12 protein-coding genes are annotated in these 17,303 nt (G+C 40.9%); 3 read left to right on the forward strand and 9 right to left on the reverse strand.

Annotation, left to right across the window (positions count from 1 at the left end):
* Positions 1 to 500 precede the first annotated feature (500 nt).
* Complete coding sequence (locus tag HFELIS_RS07955) at positions 501 to 1,952, forward strand: outer membrane family protein (RefSeq protein WP_013470045.1); 1,452 nt, start codon at positions 501 to 503, stop codon at positions 1,950 to 1,952.
* Here HFELIS_RS07955 and HFELIS_RS08820 read toward each other — a convergent pair.
* Together HFELIS_RS08820 and HFELIS_RS08615 are read right to left on the reverse strand one after the other, a co-directional pair.
* Positions 1,949 to 4,147, reverse strand: coding sequence for an SH3 domain-containing protein (locus tag HFELIS_RS08820; protein ID WP_158305101.1), 2,199 nt, complete (start codon positions 4,145 to 4,147; stop codon positions 1,949 to 1,951). The two genes, HFELIS_RS07955 and HFELIS_RS08820, sit on opposite strands and share 4 nt — an antisense overlap.
* Before the next feature lie 55 nt (positions 4,148 to 4,202).
* Positions 4,203 to 5,054: an SEL1-like repeat protein gene (locus HFELIS_RS08615; protein WP_013470047.1), complete on the reverse strand. Its 852-nt coding sequence runs from the start codon at positions 5,052 to 5,054 to the stop codon at positions 4,203 to 4,205.
* Positions 5,055 to 5,300: 246 nt separating this feature from the next.
* On the opposite strand from HFELIS_RS08615, the gene HFELIS_RS08825 reads away from it, so the two are divergent.
* On the forward strand, positions 5,301 to 6,977 hold the full coding sequence (locus tag HFELIS_RS08825) for a phosphoethanolamine transferase (protein ID WP_013470048.1): 1,677 nt from the start codon (positions 5,301 to 5,303) through the stop codon (positions 6,975 to 6,977).
* 53 nt (positions 6,978 to 7,030) lie between these two features.
* Here HFELIS_RS08825 and HFELIS_RS09525 read toward each other — a convergent pair whose 3' ends face one another.
* A complete protein-coding gene (locus HFELIS_RS09525) occupies positions 7,031 to 9,151 on the reverse strand; it encodes a methyl-accepting chemotaxis protein (protein WP_013470049.1) in 2,121 nt (706 codons plus the stop codon).
* A gap of 211 nt (positions 9,152 to 9,362) precedes the next feature.
* Between HFELIS_RS09525 and HFELIS_RS08620 the strand changes: the two genes are divergently transcribed.
* On the forward strand, positions 9,363 to 11,249 hold the full coding sequence (locus tag HFELIS_RS08620; protein ID WP_148229953.1) for a hypothetical protein: 1,887 nt from the start codon (positions 9,363 to 9,365) through the stop codon (positions 11,247 to 11,249).
* 60 nt (positions 11,250 to 11,309) lie between these two features.
* Here HFELIS_RS08620 and HFELIS_RS07985 read toward each other — a convergent pair whose 3' ends face one another.
* The 6 genes from HFELIS_RS07985 to HFELIS_RS08010 all read right to left on the reverse strand — a co-directional run bounded on the left by HFELIS_RS07985 (position 11,310) and on the right by HFELIS_RS08010 (position 17,207).
* Positions 11,310 to 11,927: an outer membrane beta-barrel protein gene (locus tag HFELIS_RS07985; RefSeq protein WP_013470051.1), complete on the reverse strand. Its 618-nt coding sequence runs from the start codon at positions 11,925 to 11,927 to the stop codon at positions 11,310 to 11,312.
* A 235-nt stretch (positions 11,928 to 12,162) separates the two neighbouring features.
* Positions 12,163 to 13,611 (reverse strand): glutamate decarboxylase, encoded by a 1,449-nt coding sequence (locus HFELIS_RS07990; protein WP_013470052.1) that lies wholly within the window; start codon positions 13,609 to 13,611, stop codon positions 12,163 to 12,165.
* A gap of 302 nt (positions 13,612 to 13,913) precedes the next feature.
* Positions 13,914 to 14,174, reverse strand: a complete 261-nt coding sequence (locus tag HFELIS_RS07995) for a ribbon-helix-helix domain-containing protein (protein ID WP_013470053.1) — start codon at positions 14,172 to 14,174, stop codon at positions 13,914 to 13,916.
* Positions 14,167 to 14,742: a hypothetical protein gene (locus HFELIS_RS08000; protein WP_013470054.1), complete on the reverse strand. Its 576-nt coding sequence runs from the start codon at positions 14,740 to 14,742 to the stop codon at positions 14,167 to 14,169. Before HFELIS_RS08000 ends, HFELIS_RS07995 begins: the two co-directional genes overlap by 8 nt.
* A 771-nt stretch (positions 14,743 to 15,513) precedes the next feature.
* Entirely contained in the window at positions 15,514 to 16,554 is a 1,041-nt protein-coding gene (locus HFELIS_RS08005; RefSeq protein ID WP_013470055.1) for a tetratricopeptide repeat protein, read from the reverse strand.
* Positions 16,524 to 17,207 (reverse strand): tetratricopeptide repeat protein, encoded by a 684-nt coding sequence (locus HFELIS_RS08010; RefSeq protein ID WP_013470056.1) that lies wholly within the window; start codon positions 17,205 to 17,207, stop codon positions 16,524 to 16,526. Before HFELIS_RS08010 ends, HFELIS_RS08005 begins: the two co-directional genes overlap by 31 nt.
* Between the last annotated feature and the right edge of the window lie 96 nt (positions 17,208 to 17,303).

Consider the following 17,303-nt stretch of genomic DNA (forward strand, 5'->3'; position numbering starts at 1 on the left):
GCTTCACAGCCAAAAGTCAAAAAAAAGTCAAAAAGAAAAACCGTTCTTTTAAAATGTCATTAAAACTTAACTCTTGCAAAAGGTAATGCTCTTAATTTGCCCACCTCATGTCTTTAGTTTCTGCCATAACAATATAAACGCTCTATCATGCATTATTGAAATTAGAGGATAAATGAGAAAATAAGAAAAACTTTAAGAACAGAAAAAGATTAAATAAAGATAAACTTAATCAATTACTATGAAAATATTAAGAAAAATTTTTCTTAATGCGTCACATGTTAACCACCATTCTGAGATTCAAACATCGGGGTCTCAGACACCTTTAAAGCGCGTTTATAAGACATTTTAACCATCAAGAAGACACGCCATAAGATCGGTAAATGTTACATATTTTCCGCTTCCTGCTACAACTAACCAGAATATCCACATTGAAGATTTTCTAAAGACACCAACCAAAACCAAAATATTAGAATCCATTGTTTCATGCTATAAGGAGAAAGATGTTCACACTAAAACAAATGTACCAAAAATTCTACAAAATCCTTTTGCATGTTTTGATATTTACAAATTTCTGCCTAGCCTATAGTTACAAATTGCATGGATTTGCCAATCAAGCTTCTACCATTGGTTTTAATGAAACCCCCATCAACCAAAACAAGGGCATCTACCCTATGCAACGATACGCCACGATCTCAGGGTATCTCTCCTTAGATTTTTCTTTATTGCCACAAAAACTAGAGGGTAAAGGCCATCATCTCAAAGGGTCTATAGGAGGAATGGTAGGTGGCGTGCTCTATGATGGGACTAAACATTTTTCAAGCGGTTCAATAGTGTATCAAAGATTTGGTTTTTATAATGGGTTTTATGGCGGAAAAGCCGATGTTGTGCAAAGCGATTCAGTCGCCATCAAAAACAGCAAAATCTCTAAATTAAGCCGTCTTTATGTTTTTAGTGACGCGTATTTAGAATACGAATATGAAAATCACTTTGGGATTAAAATGGGCCGTTATAATTCCAAGGCCCCATATGAAAGCGGACAAACAGAGGGCTTTGAAGTCTTTGGTCAATATAAGGAAGTGCGCTTGTGGTGGTTTAGCTCCTGGGGGCGAGCTTTCTCCACAGGGCCTTTAATATGGGATTGGTATGCTCCTCGAGTGGTTTATAGCGGAGGTTACACTAAAAACGCTCAAGGGGGTTACACTCCCCATGGGCACAAGGTCTCCTTAGGCACGCATGCCGTGCAACTCAGCTATAAAAAGCACCATTTCTCTCTAGAGGGATTTTTCTATTTCTTTCCTAAAATGTTTAATGCACCAGGTTTTAAGGTGGGTTGGGATAGTGATCCTAACTTTAATAGCAAGGGTTTTCGTTCTAATACGATTCTCATCGCTCTATTTGCCTTCTATCCCCCTTGGATGGTGATTAATAAAACCGGGGGTGCCATCTATCGCTACGACACTCCCGTAAGTGCTGAGGGACAAAGTCTTACCATCCGCCAACGCTTTGATTTTGATCAATTCTACATTACGGGGACTTTTTATAAGAATTTTGGTAACGCCAATGCTTGGGTTGGTAACACGGGTAACCCAGCCGGGATTGAATTTTATGGCAACAGTGTTTGGGCGGGATATGTGGGCACGGCTTTAAAAGCCGATGCCATTACCGGAGCTTTTGCCTATGGAGGTATCCACTTTAAGAATAAATTCACATGGAACATGACTTGGCAATGGAGTAGCGCGCCGGTTTCTTATGAGGGACGGGTGATCCTGTCTTTAGGTTACCAAATTACACAATTTTTAAAAGCATTGCTCAATATTTCCTATTATGGTGTGCACACAAATAAGGGTTATAAGGCGGGTTTAAACGCTTTTTGCAATCCCAATTCGAATTATTGTGTAGGTGGGTATCAAGACAGAAGCGCGCTCTACACCCAACTGATTGCCACCTTTTAGTGGAATTGCCTAGCATAAAGATCAGACATGGCTTCAATGCGATCGATTAAAAAAGTGGATTTTTCCGTAAAATTTTTATGTTCTGCTCCCAATTTCAGGGTGGTGATAACGGCTTTTTCGACATGATAGAGGTGTGTGGGTTTATGGGTTTTAGAGATAGAAATAGACCAAATATTATGTGCCACAATGGCTTGGTTGTGATAAGTGCCCAAATACAGCATAATATGCCCCTTGAGCCATAGAATCGTGGCAAATGGCGTGGCGTGCTTGATGATATAAGTTTCTTTCTTAGAAGCAGACATTTTATGCAGATCGATGGTGTTATGAGCGTAGCGCACCTGAGCTAGAGAGTTTCTGGGCAGAAACACTCCAAAACCCGCAAAGCTATCGCGGGTGAAGGCTGAGCAATCGCGATTTTGATTTATTCCACCCCAACCATACCTTTGTCCTAGTAGGGTGTCTACAACTTTTGCCATAGTCTGAGTGGTAAATTTTCTAGGAAAAGAGGTGAAATTTTGGGGATTAATGGTGATTTGTGTAAGTTGCGCAAAACCTTGTGGATTCCTAGTAAAAGTGTAGATCTGATTGGGAGTGTGCGGGACCTTAAGAAAAATTTGTCCCATGCGGGCATTGGGCATTGTGTCTATTAAAGGAGTGAGGTAATTTTGGATGTGTAAAATCTTTTCAATCGTTTTTGGCCTAATGGGAGCGACATCTTGGATGCGCACCCACCCTATGGTGAAACTGCTTTGGATTAAGGCGTAGGTCTTGGCTTTATTGTAATGTGTGATGAGCACAGGAGTGCCCGCAAAAATCATCGAATTTTGCCAAAGATCAGAGGGGTAGTCGCGTTGTGTGGGGTAGTAGGCTAGAGTTGTAGGGACAGCGCGCACGGAAGTGTTAGCCACAATCACCCCTCTTAGGTGCGCATTAGGATAATGCGCAATGTCCATGTCTGTTTCAATGTGCCGCAAAACTTTGAGATCGTGGTGCGTGCCATCCTCTTTGTAACCAGGGGTGGCAAGACTATAGCGTGTCCAAAAGACTTCTTTGCGTGGGATGACTTTCATCGCTTTCCAAGGCGTGTACCAATGTTTTAAATAAGAGTTTTTGAGTTTGCTGGGGGAGGGAATGGGTAAAGTGTTTTTAGTAGAGTAGTAACTAGCTCTTTGGGGAAGACGGAGAGGATCAAATAAAATTTCTTTTTCCACAAGAAGTTTTGAGGTGTGCTTGGCTTTGTTGTAATACTCTTTGGCAAGCTTAAGATTTTCAGAAACGCCATAGCCATTAGCATACATGTCTCCTAAAAGAGTGTGGGCGAACGCGCTACCAAGATTGGCTGCTTTTTTAAAGTGATTTAGAGCTTGGAGGGGGTTCGCGCTGTCTCGAAAAAGCGCGCCCAAAGCCAATCCTGCGGGCACGCTTCCTTGATCTTCTGCTTTTTGAAAATAGGAAATCGCTTTTTGGAGGTCTTGGGAGATGCCCTTGCCATCGCGGTATAAAACCCCCAACTTGTAATAACCTTGTGGGTCGCCCAACTCTGCACCCCGTTGGTAGTGCCCAATTGCCTTTTTGGGGTTTAAAAACACCCCTTTGGCTTCTGCATAAAAGTCGCCCAGTTTGATGTGCGCTTGAGCACTGCCCAAATGAGCAGCTTTTTGTAAGTATTTTAAGGCTTTAGGGTAATCAGGCGGGACATCTTCATCTTGATCATCGTAGTAATAAGTGCTCCACACTACACCCAGACCATAATAACCCCTAGCATCCCCTAAGTCGGCTAATTTTTGGTAATAGATTTTAGCCTTGTCGTAGTCTTTATAGGCATAAGCTCTTTGAGCTAATTGTAAGTAGTTATTGATTTGAACTGGATTTTCTAAGACTTTGTGCTCTTGGGGTGCAGGAAGAGGGGTTATGGGTATAACGATGGATTTTGGAGTCGAAGATGTTTTAAGATGTGCCTGTGGAGCGAGAGAATTTAATGGTTTGTGGTTTGGTTGGACTTTAGAATTGGAGTTTGGTTTAGTCGCGGTGTGTGGCTGCGGAAGTGTAGCTGGATTTGGGACTGAAAGGTTTTTTGGTGTGGGATCGGGTTTTTGGGGTTTAGCTTGGTCGCTTATGGGCTTTGGACTTGGTTTGTGATCCAAACACCCTGCACACAAAAGCGCGACAATGAAGATCGTGACTAAGAACTTCACGCACAAAAACGCTTATGCCAGGGGATTACAAGTTCTGATTTATGGGGATAGATCATCACCCACGCAAATCTGTGAGTTGGCAACTATCGCCATCTTCACCTGGTTGATGGGGTGGCTTATGAGAGGTGGTTTTACATAATTCTAGATAGTGCTCTGATTTTTTAATATCCTTAGTCCTAAACATGTCTGCCAAGACCCGATAGCCATTGCCATAGCCCAGTTTGCCCTCTTGTTCGAAAAGTTCAATGGCTTTACGCTTGTTTTTTTTGACACCTACGCCAGTGTAATAAAGAGTGCCCAAACCCTCTAAAGCGCATGCTTTGGTGTGTAGATCGCTACTTTTAGAGTCTCTTGTAAAAGCTTCTAAAGCGTTTTTAGCGTTTGCAGGACTGACCATGGGTGCTCCTCCTTCTCCATCAAGCGAATCGGTGATGACACTTTCAAGGTCTGGTACATACTTCCATCCTTCACAACTTGTGGTGTTGTTTTCCTTATTTGCTTTTTCGGCATCTGCTTGTGCCTGCGCTTGAGCAGATAAACCTTTAGGAATAGCATAACCTCTTGCCTCTACACATTTCTGTCCCATAAGTCCCCAAAACCATGGCCAAATGTTTTTGGTGATATTAACATTAGCTAGCTCTGCTTCTTTGGCATTAGCAGCAGTTACATAAGCCTGTGCTTGAGTGTTGACTTGTTGCATGGCTTGTTGTTTAAGCTCATCATCATCTTTGTTGCCATAAGGCCATGTGAAAGCTTTACAGGCTACCCCATAAACGGATTGCATTTTGGGGTCGGTAGGTTGGTTGGGGTTAATGCTCCCTATTTTTGTAGTGCAAGCCGAAAAGAGGAAGAGAGAAGCTAGAAGTGTTGCCCCCCCCCCCCAGTTTTTTAGAGAAGCAAATGGCATAGAAGGTCCTTTTGAGAGTAAAATTTGCGATCGAGAAAATCAAGACAATCGATAAAGATGCGCTAAAGATTAATCAAGACAATCAAGAATCCTTAGAATTTTGAAGTATTTAATATTAAAATAAGCTAAAAATGAGGATGTGGTGTGTTTTTTCCAGCGCGGTGGTGGTGCAGGTAATCAAATCCAAAACTTCAAATGAAGTCGCGGTAAAATGTGCGCCATTAAGTTAATTTGAGGTTTGTTGGCATGGTTTTAGATAGGCGTTTTTGGTTGATGTGGCTTGCTCCCATTGTGGCAAGTTTTTTTTCAGTAGATGTGCAAGTGTGGGAGGGGATGTTTTGGCATGTGCTTAAAGTGGCTTTTTATAGCCTGCTTGTGTTTTATGTGTTTTACTTTCTTGTGGAGTGGATTAGGTTTCCCAAGTTGGTTCAATTCTTAAAAAATACGATGTTAATTTTAAGTTTAAGTCTGAACTTTATAGATTTCTTTGCCTCTTATTACTTCCACATGGGCTTTACCCCTTCTCTAGTGGGCACTCTTTTAGCGACCAATATTAGAGAGAGTCGCGAATTTTTGCAAAGTATGGTGTTTCCTCATATGGGGTTTGTTTTAGGTTATTTAGCAGCTTGTGCAGGTTTCTTATATCTTGTGCGTTTTGAGTTGATTTTGAGTATTAAACAAAGCCTCCAAACTTTTCTTGTTCTGTTTGTGGCTTTTTGGGCGCACAATATTGGAGCATTTTATTTACAAAAACGCCATAGTTTCCTGATCAACCCCAACATCCCCACACGAGTGATTCCTGTTGTCAAAGAGATCTATGCCATTGTATTTCATTTGAAAGAATACGCGCAGAGCAAGGAAATATACTCTAGTCTCAAAAAACCCTACCCTAAAGACTATGTGCATGTGGATGCTGATAGTGTGTCTAATGTGGTTTTGATTGTAGGAGAGAGTGCTTCGAGGAATTTCATGGGGGTTTATGGCTATGGCGTGCCCAACACGCCTTTTTTGAGTGCCTTAGCTAGAGATGATGCGCAAAATCTCTTTGTCTTTAGGGATGTGATCTCTGCCTTTGCTAACACTTACAGCACTTTTAAAACTCTGCTCAACTATGGTGATGTAGAAAATAGTGCCACGCCTTGGTTTTTGCAGAAAAAGTTGGGGCGTATTTTTAACTTAGCAGGCTACCAAACCTTTTGGATTGATGCGCAGGATGACTTGGAGAATAACCGATCATTTGCCCTATGGTCCTACCCCTTCACGCATCGTATTTGGGGTAATGGTCCCCTAGATGTCCCTAATGCGACCTTAGATGAGTGGTTAGTTGAGGCGTTTAACCAGCGTGCAAAATCCAAGCTGGCTTCTAAGAATTTCATCCTCTTCCATCTTTTTGGAAGCCATGCCACATACACATCGCGCTTCCCCAAAGACTTTGCCAAATTCACCCCAGCACAAATTCCCTATCGAGGTTTGCATGTCAAAAATGAGCAAGACAAACAAATTGTAGCAGACTATGTCAATTCGCTCTACTACACAGACCATGTCTTAGAAGAGATTTTTAAACTTTTCAAAGATAAAGACGCGGTGATTGTTTATCTCTCCGATCATGCCCAAGATATTTTTGAGAGCAGTGATACCTATGGCCACCGCTGTTCTGATTATGGGGTAGAAATCCCCTTTGTAATCTATGTTAGCGACCTCTTCAAGCAGAAACACCCTCAAAAGGTCCAGCAACTCGCCCAAGCGCTCAATAAACCCTTTATGAGCGATGATCTCATCCACACTCTATTGCCCTTAGCAGGTATTCACACAAAGGATAATTTAGAGAGTAAAAATCTTTTGAGCGCAAAGTTTGACACTAGGCGCAAGAGAGTTTATTGTGGCAACCATGTGTTAAAAACGCAATCCCCCACTGCTCCATGAGCATCGAGTGGCTTGGTCATTCTTTGGAATGTGCTTATCGTTTGTGCGGCGCTTTAAAACTTTTTCTTCTTGACATCGTCAAAAATTTCCTTAGCGATGTCATTGACCTTTTGGGTGATTTGGTCGGTGTCTAGGGCAATTTGAGCGTTTTCCTGCACCACAATCTCTAGTTGCTCAACTGTTTCATTCACCCGCTCAATTCCCATAGTCTGTTCTTGGATATTAGAAACAATCCCATCAATGCTCTGAATCAATGCATTGGCATTAGCCTCTATTTCCCCTAAAGATTTCCCAGTTCTCTCAGCTAACTTTCTGACTTCATCGGCCACCACTGCAAAACCCCTGCCATGCTCGCCCGCGCGCGCAGCTTCGATGGCGGCATTTAAAGCTAGGAGATTGGTCTGATCGGCGATGTCTTGGATGATGCCAATAATGTTTTTGATCTCTTGGGCTTGTTTGCTAATTTCCGTAGTTTGTGCGCTGGTGCTCTGCATAGAGGCTGTAATCTGGACAATTTGCCTAGCAGTCCCTTCTAGGGAGTTAGATTGAGACACACTGCTTTGAGAGAGGGTTTGCATAGATTCTTTTAAAACCGCGCTTTGTGAGGATAATTCTTTGGCAAAAGCAAAAGAGGCGTTGAGCATTTGGCGGATGTCTTGGCCTAACATGTTGGTGGTTGTCTCCACCGTTCCCTTAGCGTTTTGGATTTCAGCAGTGAAATCAAATTGCTTGTAGGCTTCAAAAACGGCGTTGATCGCATTGATATTGCTCCCCACCTTGCGTTCTAGGGCATCTAACATGGTGTTTAAAACATTCTTGAGTTCTTTGAGCTGGGGATTGGCAGGAATTTGCGTGATGCGCGCGCTCAAATCGCCCGATTCTATGATTTTAGCCGTGTTGACAGATTGGGACACCGCTTGTTCGTCTTCTTCTAAAGATACTTGGATCTTTTGGATATTGGTGTTAATAGCGCTCACCATCTGCCCCAACTCATCATTGCTTTGGATTTTCAAAGGTTTGAGAGAAATTTTTTCGTGGTTTAAAAACCTAAAAAAGGAAATTAACCCCTCCAACACGACAGAGAGGCGCGCTGAAATGATTTTATTGGCCAGTAAAGCCACACATATCCCTGCAATGATGAGAGAAAGAAATGCGGTCGTGATAACGAGCTTGGTTAATTCTTCCTTAGGTTTAAAAATAGAGTGTTTAGGAGCGACAATAAAGACTGACCAAAATTGATCGATGTCGCGCCATACTTTGAAATTTACCAGTCCGATAAAAGATTGTTCATGTCTAATATTGATATAGGGAAACACCCCCTCTTTATGCTCCTTGACGATCTTTAAAATAGCCTCTGTCAAAGGTCCCGGGTTAACTTCTAGTAAAGATTTACCAATCATATTGGTATTGGGGAAGGCGGCAACCCGGCCTGTAGAAGAGACGACTGCAATGATATCACCTTGATAAACAGAGCTTGTTTTTTCCAAGATGATTTCTTGGCGCATTTTGGCAAGATTGATCGAAAAGCTGATAAAACCCACGGCCCGATTTTGCTTATCTTGAATGGGCACTGTGGCGATCACAGAGGTTACATCATCCCCAGCAATGTTGACGCGCATAGGTTCACTCAAGGTGTTTTTATTAGCTAGCATGGCCTCTTTGACATTGGGGTCGTTGAAAAAACCAGAACTCTGCTCAATTGAGAGGGGAGCAATCCCGCCTACTTGAGAGACATCTGTGTCTTTGAGCGCAAGGTAAAAGCCTTCTTTTTTATTAAGGTATCCCACATCTTTAAAGCCGGGGATAGCTTGGTCGCCTCTGTCTTTGAAAGCTGCGCGGGGAAGATAGAGGAAACAATAATCCGACCAACTGGCCTCATCAAAGGCCGTGCGGATAAAACTAATCAATTCGTCTTCACGCAAAGAGTTATGGGCAATAGAGGTCTGAATTGTCGCCTTTAAGGTTTCTAGTAGGGCAAAACCTTGATTGAAAGCAGGGGTGATGCGATTGGCATGTCTTTTGGCGACATTATAGAGGGTCTTGTAAGCTTCTGTTTGCAAAGTTTCAGAAGATTTGTAGGTGATCACCAAAGAGAGGATGATGAAAATGACAAGCAAGACCCCGATGATGAGAGAAACAAGCTTTGTCCCGATTCTAAGGCTGGATAAATTCACAATCTGCCCTTCCTAAGCGACACCACCATTGCTTTAAAAACCCATTTTTTTATGTTCTATCATAAGAACCCAAACTCGCGATTCTAACATAAAGTAGCCAAAGTGAAGTTTATAGTAGTTTTTGTCAATTTTTGCGCAAAAAGAGAAGATAAACATTATTTCTAAACTTGCTGTTGATTTATCATTAACCTAAATGAGTAGATCGTAAAACATGTTGCAGCTTAAGAGATTTTTATTCATGTTTTTTGTATTGAGCGCGGTGTCTGCTGATGTGCGCGATGGGTTTTTTATAGGGGGACAATTGGACTTGAAAAATGCAAGCCCTTCTTATGAAATGTCGCAGAAAAATGCCTCCAGCTCTTCTAATACTGAAGTTAAGGCTTTTGCATTGCAGCAACAACTCAATACCAATATTGATAAATTGACGACTAATTTAAATAACGCAGCGATCAAGGCCCTAGAAAATGTCTTAAAAGATAGCAAAGTGGCTTATCAGATCCAAAATAACCAAGTTTCTATCACGACTAATATAAACGATCTTAGCCCTTTATCTTCGTTTTTGGGCAAACTTGAAAGTCAGGATAATGCCTTAGAGCAGGCGATAGCACAAGAAATTGAAGCGCTCAATGCGATGATAGCCAACAAGCAGATTCCAGACACTTCAAAAGTCCAGCAAGCCAGCGCAGAATATGCCAATATTCTAAAAACTTTGCAAGAGGGGTCTAAGAATTTAGCCCATGAAGTTGATGACATGATCAACGACTACAATAAAGCGTTGGCTAATGCAAAAACTGTCTATAAAGATGCTCTTCAAAAACACCAGACAACCCAACAAGAAAATATCCAGTATCAAAAGGAAGAGCAGAAATACAACCAAGAGAAACAACAATACGACACAGCCTCAGGGGTTGTCAATAATTACAACCAAATACTAGGCGATTTGATCAATAATATCAAAAAAGATGCGCTTCAATTTAACAATCAAGGAAACCCAATCACTAAGGTGGTTTCATGGTCGGCTTTTTTAAATAATCTCACATCCATCAATAATAATTTTAACACGATCAATGCAATGATTAGCGCAAACAAAGAGATATTAAAAAATGTGCCATGGGATTCCCAAACTTTTAGTCAATATCAACAAAGGGGTTACAATGTGGCTGGGCAATGTGGGGCGGGGACGCAAGTGAGCTTGTCATTGCAAGATTTCATCACCTGTATAGAGAACAGCATGCCCAATCTAGATGGAATTTTGCCCACCACTCAATACCAGTTGGTAGAAATCCAATCGTGGTTCTATCAAGAAGCCATACAGATCTCTATGCTAGGCGGTGGGTCTAATCAAAACATTTTGGATACTAAAGCAAGTCTTATTAGTGCCTACGAATGTTATTTGCATATTCTTTCTGCTAGTCCTCCAATTCCTCCACGCGCACAAAACCCCTATGCAGATCCCACGCCCCCAACACCAGTTCCACCAGTAAGTCCGCTCCCTAGCCCAAATTTTAACTATAGATTTAACTTTGCCAAGATAGCCAGCTTAAGCACCCCTCAATTTGCCACCCGTCCCAATTTCTCAAACATGACGCGCGCTTTTAACAATGCTTTTTATCACAACATAAATATTACAGGTAGCCTGATGGCCGGCTACCAACGCTTTTTTAGCCGTCATTTTGGTTTTTCACTCAACGCTTCGTTAGGTTATGGCTACATGCATAGCCCTACCTATAATAATCTCTCATTCTTTAAACGCCTGCAGGATGTCCAAATGGATTTGGGTGGAAATTTGATCTACGATTTTAATATGCCCAAAGACGATAGATCTCACTTGTTTTATGGAGTGTTTGCTGGTTTAGAGGGAGGTTTCACAGAATTTATTTTGGGTGCGGGTAATAAAAATCTATGGCGCACTTCTTATAACCTAGATGTAGATTTAGGTCTTAGATTCCAGTTTTCCACAAATATTATCAAGTGGGGGGTTGATATTCCACTCATGCCTCATGACATCAACTGGCAGATAGGTTCTACCCATCTGCAACTTGATGAGAGCGCTAAAGACATGGGAATTTTTATCACTTATGAGAAATTAATTTTCTAAGACTCTCTTATCATCTGCGCTCTCAGTTCATAAGTGTGTAAGCTGTGTCAATTTACCTGTTTAGAAAATATAGTTCAAATTGACATACCAAACATAGCGTCTGATATCCTTTATTTTTGCGGTGATCTTTTGAGGAATCATGGGGAATTTAATCCCTGCTTGAAAGGCCACATGTTCTGTCAAACGGACGCGTCCACCCGCATTAAAGAGAAACTGAAAACCGCTATGAGAAAAGTTATTGTAGCTCCAGGTGTTGCCTGCTAGTTGGACACCTCCCACTAAACCAAGAGCAAGAGTATCGGTTGCAATAAGATTTACAATCATATCCGCAGCCCCGCCGTAGGTGTAAACATCCCATTTGCCTCCGCCAGATTTCCCAAACTGCTCCCAAATGCGCCAATTATCAAAGAAACCGCTATTGTTCCAATCAAAGAAACCATATACCTGTCCGCCAAACCATTTATTCACAAACCCAATACCCCCCACCTGCGCGTCCAAACCATAGAGAGGAAACCCGCTTGACAAAGCTTTCTTGTATTCTCCTCCCCCACCTTTACCTTGTTGGTAACCAAGACCTATAAAAAGACCACTCTTTTCATCTGCTTGAGCAATCTGAGGAGTGCCCATTGCCATTAGCGTTAAAAATGCCAAACTTTTTGCTTGAATCTTGAAAGCCATAAAAACCCCTTATTAATTTTTTTAAATTTTTTAAAGACCACTAATCGGCATCTTCTCTCGTGTCTAAAGTTGGGTCTAAATTTTTGAAAAAAGCAATGTGCGATCTCATCAGAGGGGTTTATGGATTAAGTAAAAAGTAAGATGGGGTGCTAGATTGGAGATGGTGTGTCTGGAAACTTTAAATGTGGAGCAAAGACTTTGTGGGCGTAGTTTTAGCATCTTGAATAGCTGAGAATTAATGCGTATAGCCTACCGGGACGACATCATCACTTTCTGATGGGTGCTTATGGCTCACTAGGTTTGCTGTATCTAGCTCTCTGATGGCTTGTTTCAAATCTTTTAAAAAGAGCGACATTTGCTCCATGCTCTGATCGGCTCGAACCACAATGCGCATCACAGAGACATTTTGGAAATTGGCAGGAAGAGGATAAGCAGGGACCTGCCAACCATTAAAGCGCAGACGATCGGCTAAATCGTAAAGATTCCATTGCTTTTCCTTTTGCGCTTTAGTGTTCATGGTCCAGCAGATGATGGGAATATTCTGCCCCTCATTAATCATGTCAAAAAGCCCTAAGGATTTAATGCCCCTTGCTAAGAAGAGTCCCACATCGCGGGTTTTTGCATGCACAGCTTTATACCCCTCAAAGCCCCAGCGCACAAAGCAATAGTATTGTGCCCAAATCTGCGAACCTGAGCGAGAGAAATTGATTTGAAAAGTAGGCTCAAAATCTCCCAAATACGCCACTTTAAAGATCAGCTCATCGGGTAAAAATTGTTTATCCCGCCACATCACCCAGCCAATTCCCGGATAAATGAGCCCATATTTATGCCCAGAGGTGGAGATCGAAACGACATTTTTTAAGCGAAAATCCCAAGTTAAATCCGGATTGATAAAGGGGAGATACAACCCACCCGAAGCGGCATCGACATGGATGGACACGCTGATTTTAGCTTTTTGGTTGTATTCACTAAGAAGTCTGTCTAAAGTTACGATGTCGTCAAATCCGCCCGTGTAAGTGATCCCCATAATGGGCACAATGCCTATGGTGTAATCATCGCAGAGTTTAATCGCTTCTTTAGGGTCTAAGGTGAGGTTGTTAAAATCACTCATAGGCACTTCGCGCAATTCAACATCCCAATAGACACAGAATTTTTCCCAAACTACTTGATAGCCAGAGCTGACAATGAGATTAGGTTTTTGTTTGCTGATGTCAATTCCTAGAGCCTGCGCGCGTTTTCTCCAACGAAATTTCATCGCCATCCCGCCCAACATACACGCTTCTGAAGAGCCCACAGTGGAAGTCCCCATAAAATCCTCTGCATGGTTAGCATTCCAAAGATTGGCAATGATATTCACACAGCGTTTTTCAATCTCTGTAGTTTGAGGATACTCGGATTTATCAATGGCATTAGTCGCCATAGAATCGAGCATGATTTTTCTAGCTTCCTCTTCCATGTAGGTTTGCACAAAGGTGCAAAGATTGTAGCGCGGGTTACCATCGTGCATCATCTCATCAGAAACTAATTGATAGGCGATGCGCGGATCCATCATATTTTTACCAATCTTATCGCGGGGCAATAGGACATCGCTCTCAGCGCTACCAAAAATAGGTGTAGAGGAATTGTCTGCCTTGAAGACAAACTTTTCATTATCTCTTTGAATATGACTCTTTGTATGCAACATGGGAAACCTCCTATGGTATTCTGTATGCTGGTTGTAGGGCGCAACTCACTACTCAATCTGTTTTTTTTAAACGTGCCTTAGGTTTGGTATTTCCATGTGCGCTGTTTTTACATTGAGTGTGTATAAAACGACCTACCCCGCGTTCTTTTTCCCTATTATAGTCTTAAAGGTGTCTTAAAGGTAAATGTATTGGAGACACAGGCTGGGTTTGCTGATAATAAGCAAAAATACGCATCTCTTTTAAAAACTTTAGGTTCGCCTTTATCAATGCGTTAAAACATGATTGGGCGTAAAGCCCCCATCTAACCCTTCCCATGCACCAGATTTTTTAACACATAGCGTTTGATAAAAAATCCTACGCTGTCTGCTTCTTGATTTGCTAGGTTTTCTAGGATCGTGTATTCTTCCTTAGATAAGTAGAAAGAAACCACAAATTTTTGTTTTAAATGTTCAGGGATGGATTTTCTGCCCGGCTTGGCTTTGTCTTTTTTAGCAAAAGTGTTTTCTTGGATAGCCTTATTATTTAAAGCCTCTTGAATGGAGTTGGGAATCTTTTTATCCATGTTGTTTTCCTTTGGATTGTAGGGTTTCTAATAGGCATTGGTATTCATCAATGAAAGTTTTATACTGAAGTTTAGCAAGAGGGGTTTGCATGGCCAATTCTTTAAAGCTCAAACCTGTGCGCATAGAGTTTTCTAAAATCCTAGAATGTTTAAAGAAAAAGAAATGCAGATCTGTAAAATTGGATTGCAGGGTCGACACAACTTGCTCTTTTTCCTTTTGGGATTGAAAATCTGTAATGAGCACAATCAGGGGCACAGCGATGCCTTGTAATTCCTGAATGCTCTCAATAGTCCTCAAAACAGCGTTATATAGAGGTGTGCATGGGATGAGAATCGCATCACTATTGCGCGCGATATCCAACACGCCTCTTTCTATAAATCCTCCAAAGTCATAAACGCAATCTTGCAATAAAGACGGGTGCGCGCTGATCTTGGTCTTGTTTGGATAGAGGCTTTCGATAATGGAGTTGTCATTGCTTTGTAAAAATAGCTTCAAATCTTTGGCAATAGAAAAGCTAAAAGCTGTCTTGCCCACCCCACCTTTTTTGTTAATTGTGGAAAAAATCAAATGTATCTCCTAATCATTAGAGTTTGCGCTAAAAGCTTAACATCTTTCAATTAAATACATTGTTTAATGTTTTAAATAGTATTAAATACATTGTTTAATGTTTTAAATAGTATTAAATACATTGTTTAATGTTTTAAATAGTATTAAATACATTGTTTAATGTTTTAAATAGTATTAAATACATTGTTTAATGTTTTAAATAGTATTAAATACATTGTTTAATGTTTTAAATAGTATTAAATACATTGTTTAATGTTTTAAATAGTATTAAATACATTGTTTAATGTTTTAAATAGTATTAAATACATTGTTTAATGTTTTAAATAGTATTAAATACATTGTTTAATGTTTTAAATAGTATTAAATACATTGTTTAATGTTTTAAATAGTATTAAATACATTGTTTAATGTTTTAAATAGTATTAAATACATTGTTTAATGTTTTAAATAGTATTAAATACATTGTTTAATGTTTTAAATAGTATTAAATACATTGTTTAATGTTTTAAATAGTATTAAATACATTGTTTAATGTTTTAAATAGTATTAAATACATTGTTTAATTAAAAGCTCTGCTTTTCTAACTTCTACCCCCATTATCCAAATTGACAGCGGAGTTTAAATGGCAAGCAATGAAGAGAAAGAAAAGCTTAGACTTTAAATAGAGGATGAAGAGGCAACCCCTAGAGATTGCCTATTTGTGTATGGGAAGCTTTTAGGACCGTAGATGAGAATAATTTGTGAGCGCAAGATGCGCTCAGCGGAGAAAATCTAAAACTCAGAACTTGGAGAGCAGGTGTCTTGGTAGCCCATGTCGCAGGCTTTTTTGTAGTATTCTTTGGCCCTATCAAGGTCTCTGGGCACACCCTGACCATCTTGATACATATCCCCTAACATGGCATAAGCGCTCGATTCTCCCATTTCCCCCGCTTTTTGATAGTATTCTGCGGCTTTTCGATCATCTTTGGGTAAACCTCCCTCCACAGGTGAACCTCCGCTAATATACATATCGCCTAGGATGCGGTAAGCCACGCCATCTCCCATCGCCCCTGCTTTAAGATAGTATTCTACAGCTTTTTTATAATCTCTGGGCACACCTCCAGGCGCGCCTCCCTCTACACTGTAAAGATCTCCTAAACCAACATAAGCTTTAGCACTCCCCATTTTGGCCGCTTGTTTGTAATAACCAAAGGCTTTTTGGAAATCGATGGGCACGCCTTGACCATTGCGATACATCACACCTAAACTGTAGTAGCTCACAGCACTCCCCTCTTCAGCCGCTTTTTTATAATAGTCGATGGCTTTTGCATAATCTTGAGGCACACCTTGGCCATTGTAGTAGAGAGAACCTACTTTGTAATAGCCATCAACATCCCCATTTTGAGCTGCTTTTGTATAATAATCCATCGCCTTAGCGTAGTCTCTAGGAACGCTTTGGCCTTCTACATAAATATCTCCAAGTCTCTCATAAGCCACACCATCCCCCATTTCACCGGCTTTCTTATAGTAGCTAAGAGCCTGCGTATAATCTTTAGGAACGCCTTTGCCACTATAATAAATATCCCCTAAGTGGACATAACCATCAGGACTTTCCATCTGTCCTGCTTTTTTGTAGTAATCCACAGCCTCTTGATAATCTTGTTGCATTCCTCGACCACTATAATACATTGCCCCCAATTTATAGTAGCTCAAAGCACTCCCCATCTCCCCTGCTTTTTTATAATACTCAAAGGCTTTAGTGTAATCCCTAGAAACACCTTTGCCATTGTAATAAAGGTCGCCTAAATGGGCATACCCATCAGCACTCCCCATCTTACCGGCTTTTTATAGTATTCCAAAGCCTGTTGGTAATCCTGACGCACGCCCTTACCATTGTAATACATAAGCCCTAGATTGTTGTATGCCTTAGCATCACCCATTCCTGCGGCCTTTTGGTAATAATCAAAAGCCTTGGTGTAGTTTCTAGGCATACCCCTTCCCTCAAAATACATCATTCCTAATTTATTATAGGCTTCAGCACTTCCTTGCTCTGCGGCCTTTTGGTAATAATCGATGGCTTTCTTATAATCTCTAGGGACACCCTTGCCTTCTGCATACATATCTCCTAGCTTTTCATAAGAAGCGTTATTCCCCTTTTGTCCTGTCTTTTTGTAATAATCTTCAATTTTTTCTTTCCAATTCTTAGGCACTCCCTGCCCTTGACTTTCCATCTTGCTCAAGTACGCATACGCCTTAGAATTGCCCATCATCGCAGCTTTTTGGAAAAGATCCACAGCTTTTTTATATTGCTTCTTATCATAAGCCTGTGCGCCCGCATCAAAATACTGCTTAGCTTGGAGCTCCTGTTTGCTTTGTTGCTTTAGCTGTTCTGCTTTCTTGTCCTTTGCCTGCAACAACCCTGCAGAACACAAAACACACGCTACTAACGCAACCCTAGAGATACGATTCAAACCCACTACTGCCATTTGCTTCCCTATTCTCAAAATCTAACCCCTATTATAGCCTATTTCCCTACTAAAAATACCAGTAAGCTATCACAATTTCTTTTTCAAAAAGAAATT

Source organism: Helicobacter felis ATCC 49179, assembly GCF_000200595.1.
GTDB lineage: Bacteria > Campylobacterota > Campylobacteria > Campylobacterales > Helicobacteraceae > Helicobacter > Helicobacter felis.

What these genes read in the sequence shown, in the direction of transcription:
- HFELIS_RS07955 (WP_013470045.1), top strand. Translation starts at nt 501, where the DNA reads ATGTTCACACTAAAACAAATGTACCAAAAATTCTACAAAATCCTTTTG.
- HFELIS_RS08615 (WP_013470047.1), bottom strand. Translation starts at nt 5,054, where the DNA reads ATGCCATTTGCTTCTCTAAAAAACTGGGGGGGGGGGGCAACACTTCTA.
- HFELIS_RS08825 (WP_013470048.1), top strand. Translation starts at nt 5,301, where the DNA reads ATGGTTTTAGATAGGCGTTTTTGGTTGATGTGGCTTGCTCCCATTGTG.
- HFELIS_RS08620 (WP_148229953.1), top strand. Translation starts at nt 9,363, where the DNA reads ATGTTGCAGCTTAAGAGATTTTTATTCATGTTTTTTGTATTGAGCGCG.
- HFELIS_RS07985 (WP_013470051.1), bottom strand. Translation starts at nt 11,927, where the DNA reads ATGGCTTTCAAGATTCAAGCAAAAAGTTTGGCATTTTTAACGCTAATG.
- HFELIS_RS07990 (WP_013470052.1), bottom strand. Translation starts at nt 13,611, where the DNA reads ATGTTGCATACAAAGAGTCATATTCAAAGAGATAATGAAAAGTTTGTC.
- HFELIS_RS07995 (WP_013470053.1), bottom strand. Translation starts at nt 14,174, where the DNA reads ATGGATAAAAAGATTCCCAACTCCATTCAAGAGGCTTTAAATAATAAG.
- HFELIS_RS08005 (WP_013470055.1), bottom strand. Translation starts at nt 16,554, where the DNA reads ATGGGGAGTGCTGATGGGTATGCCCATTTAGGCGACCTTTATTACAAT.
- HFELIS_RS08010 (WP_013470056.1), bottom strand. Translation starts at nt 17,207, where the DNA reads ATGGCAGTAGTGGGTTTGAATCGTATCTCTAGGGTTGCGTTAGTAGCG.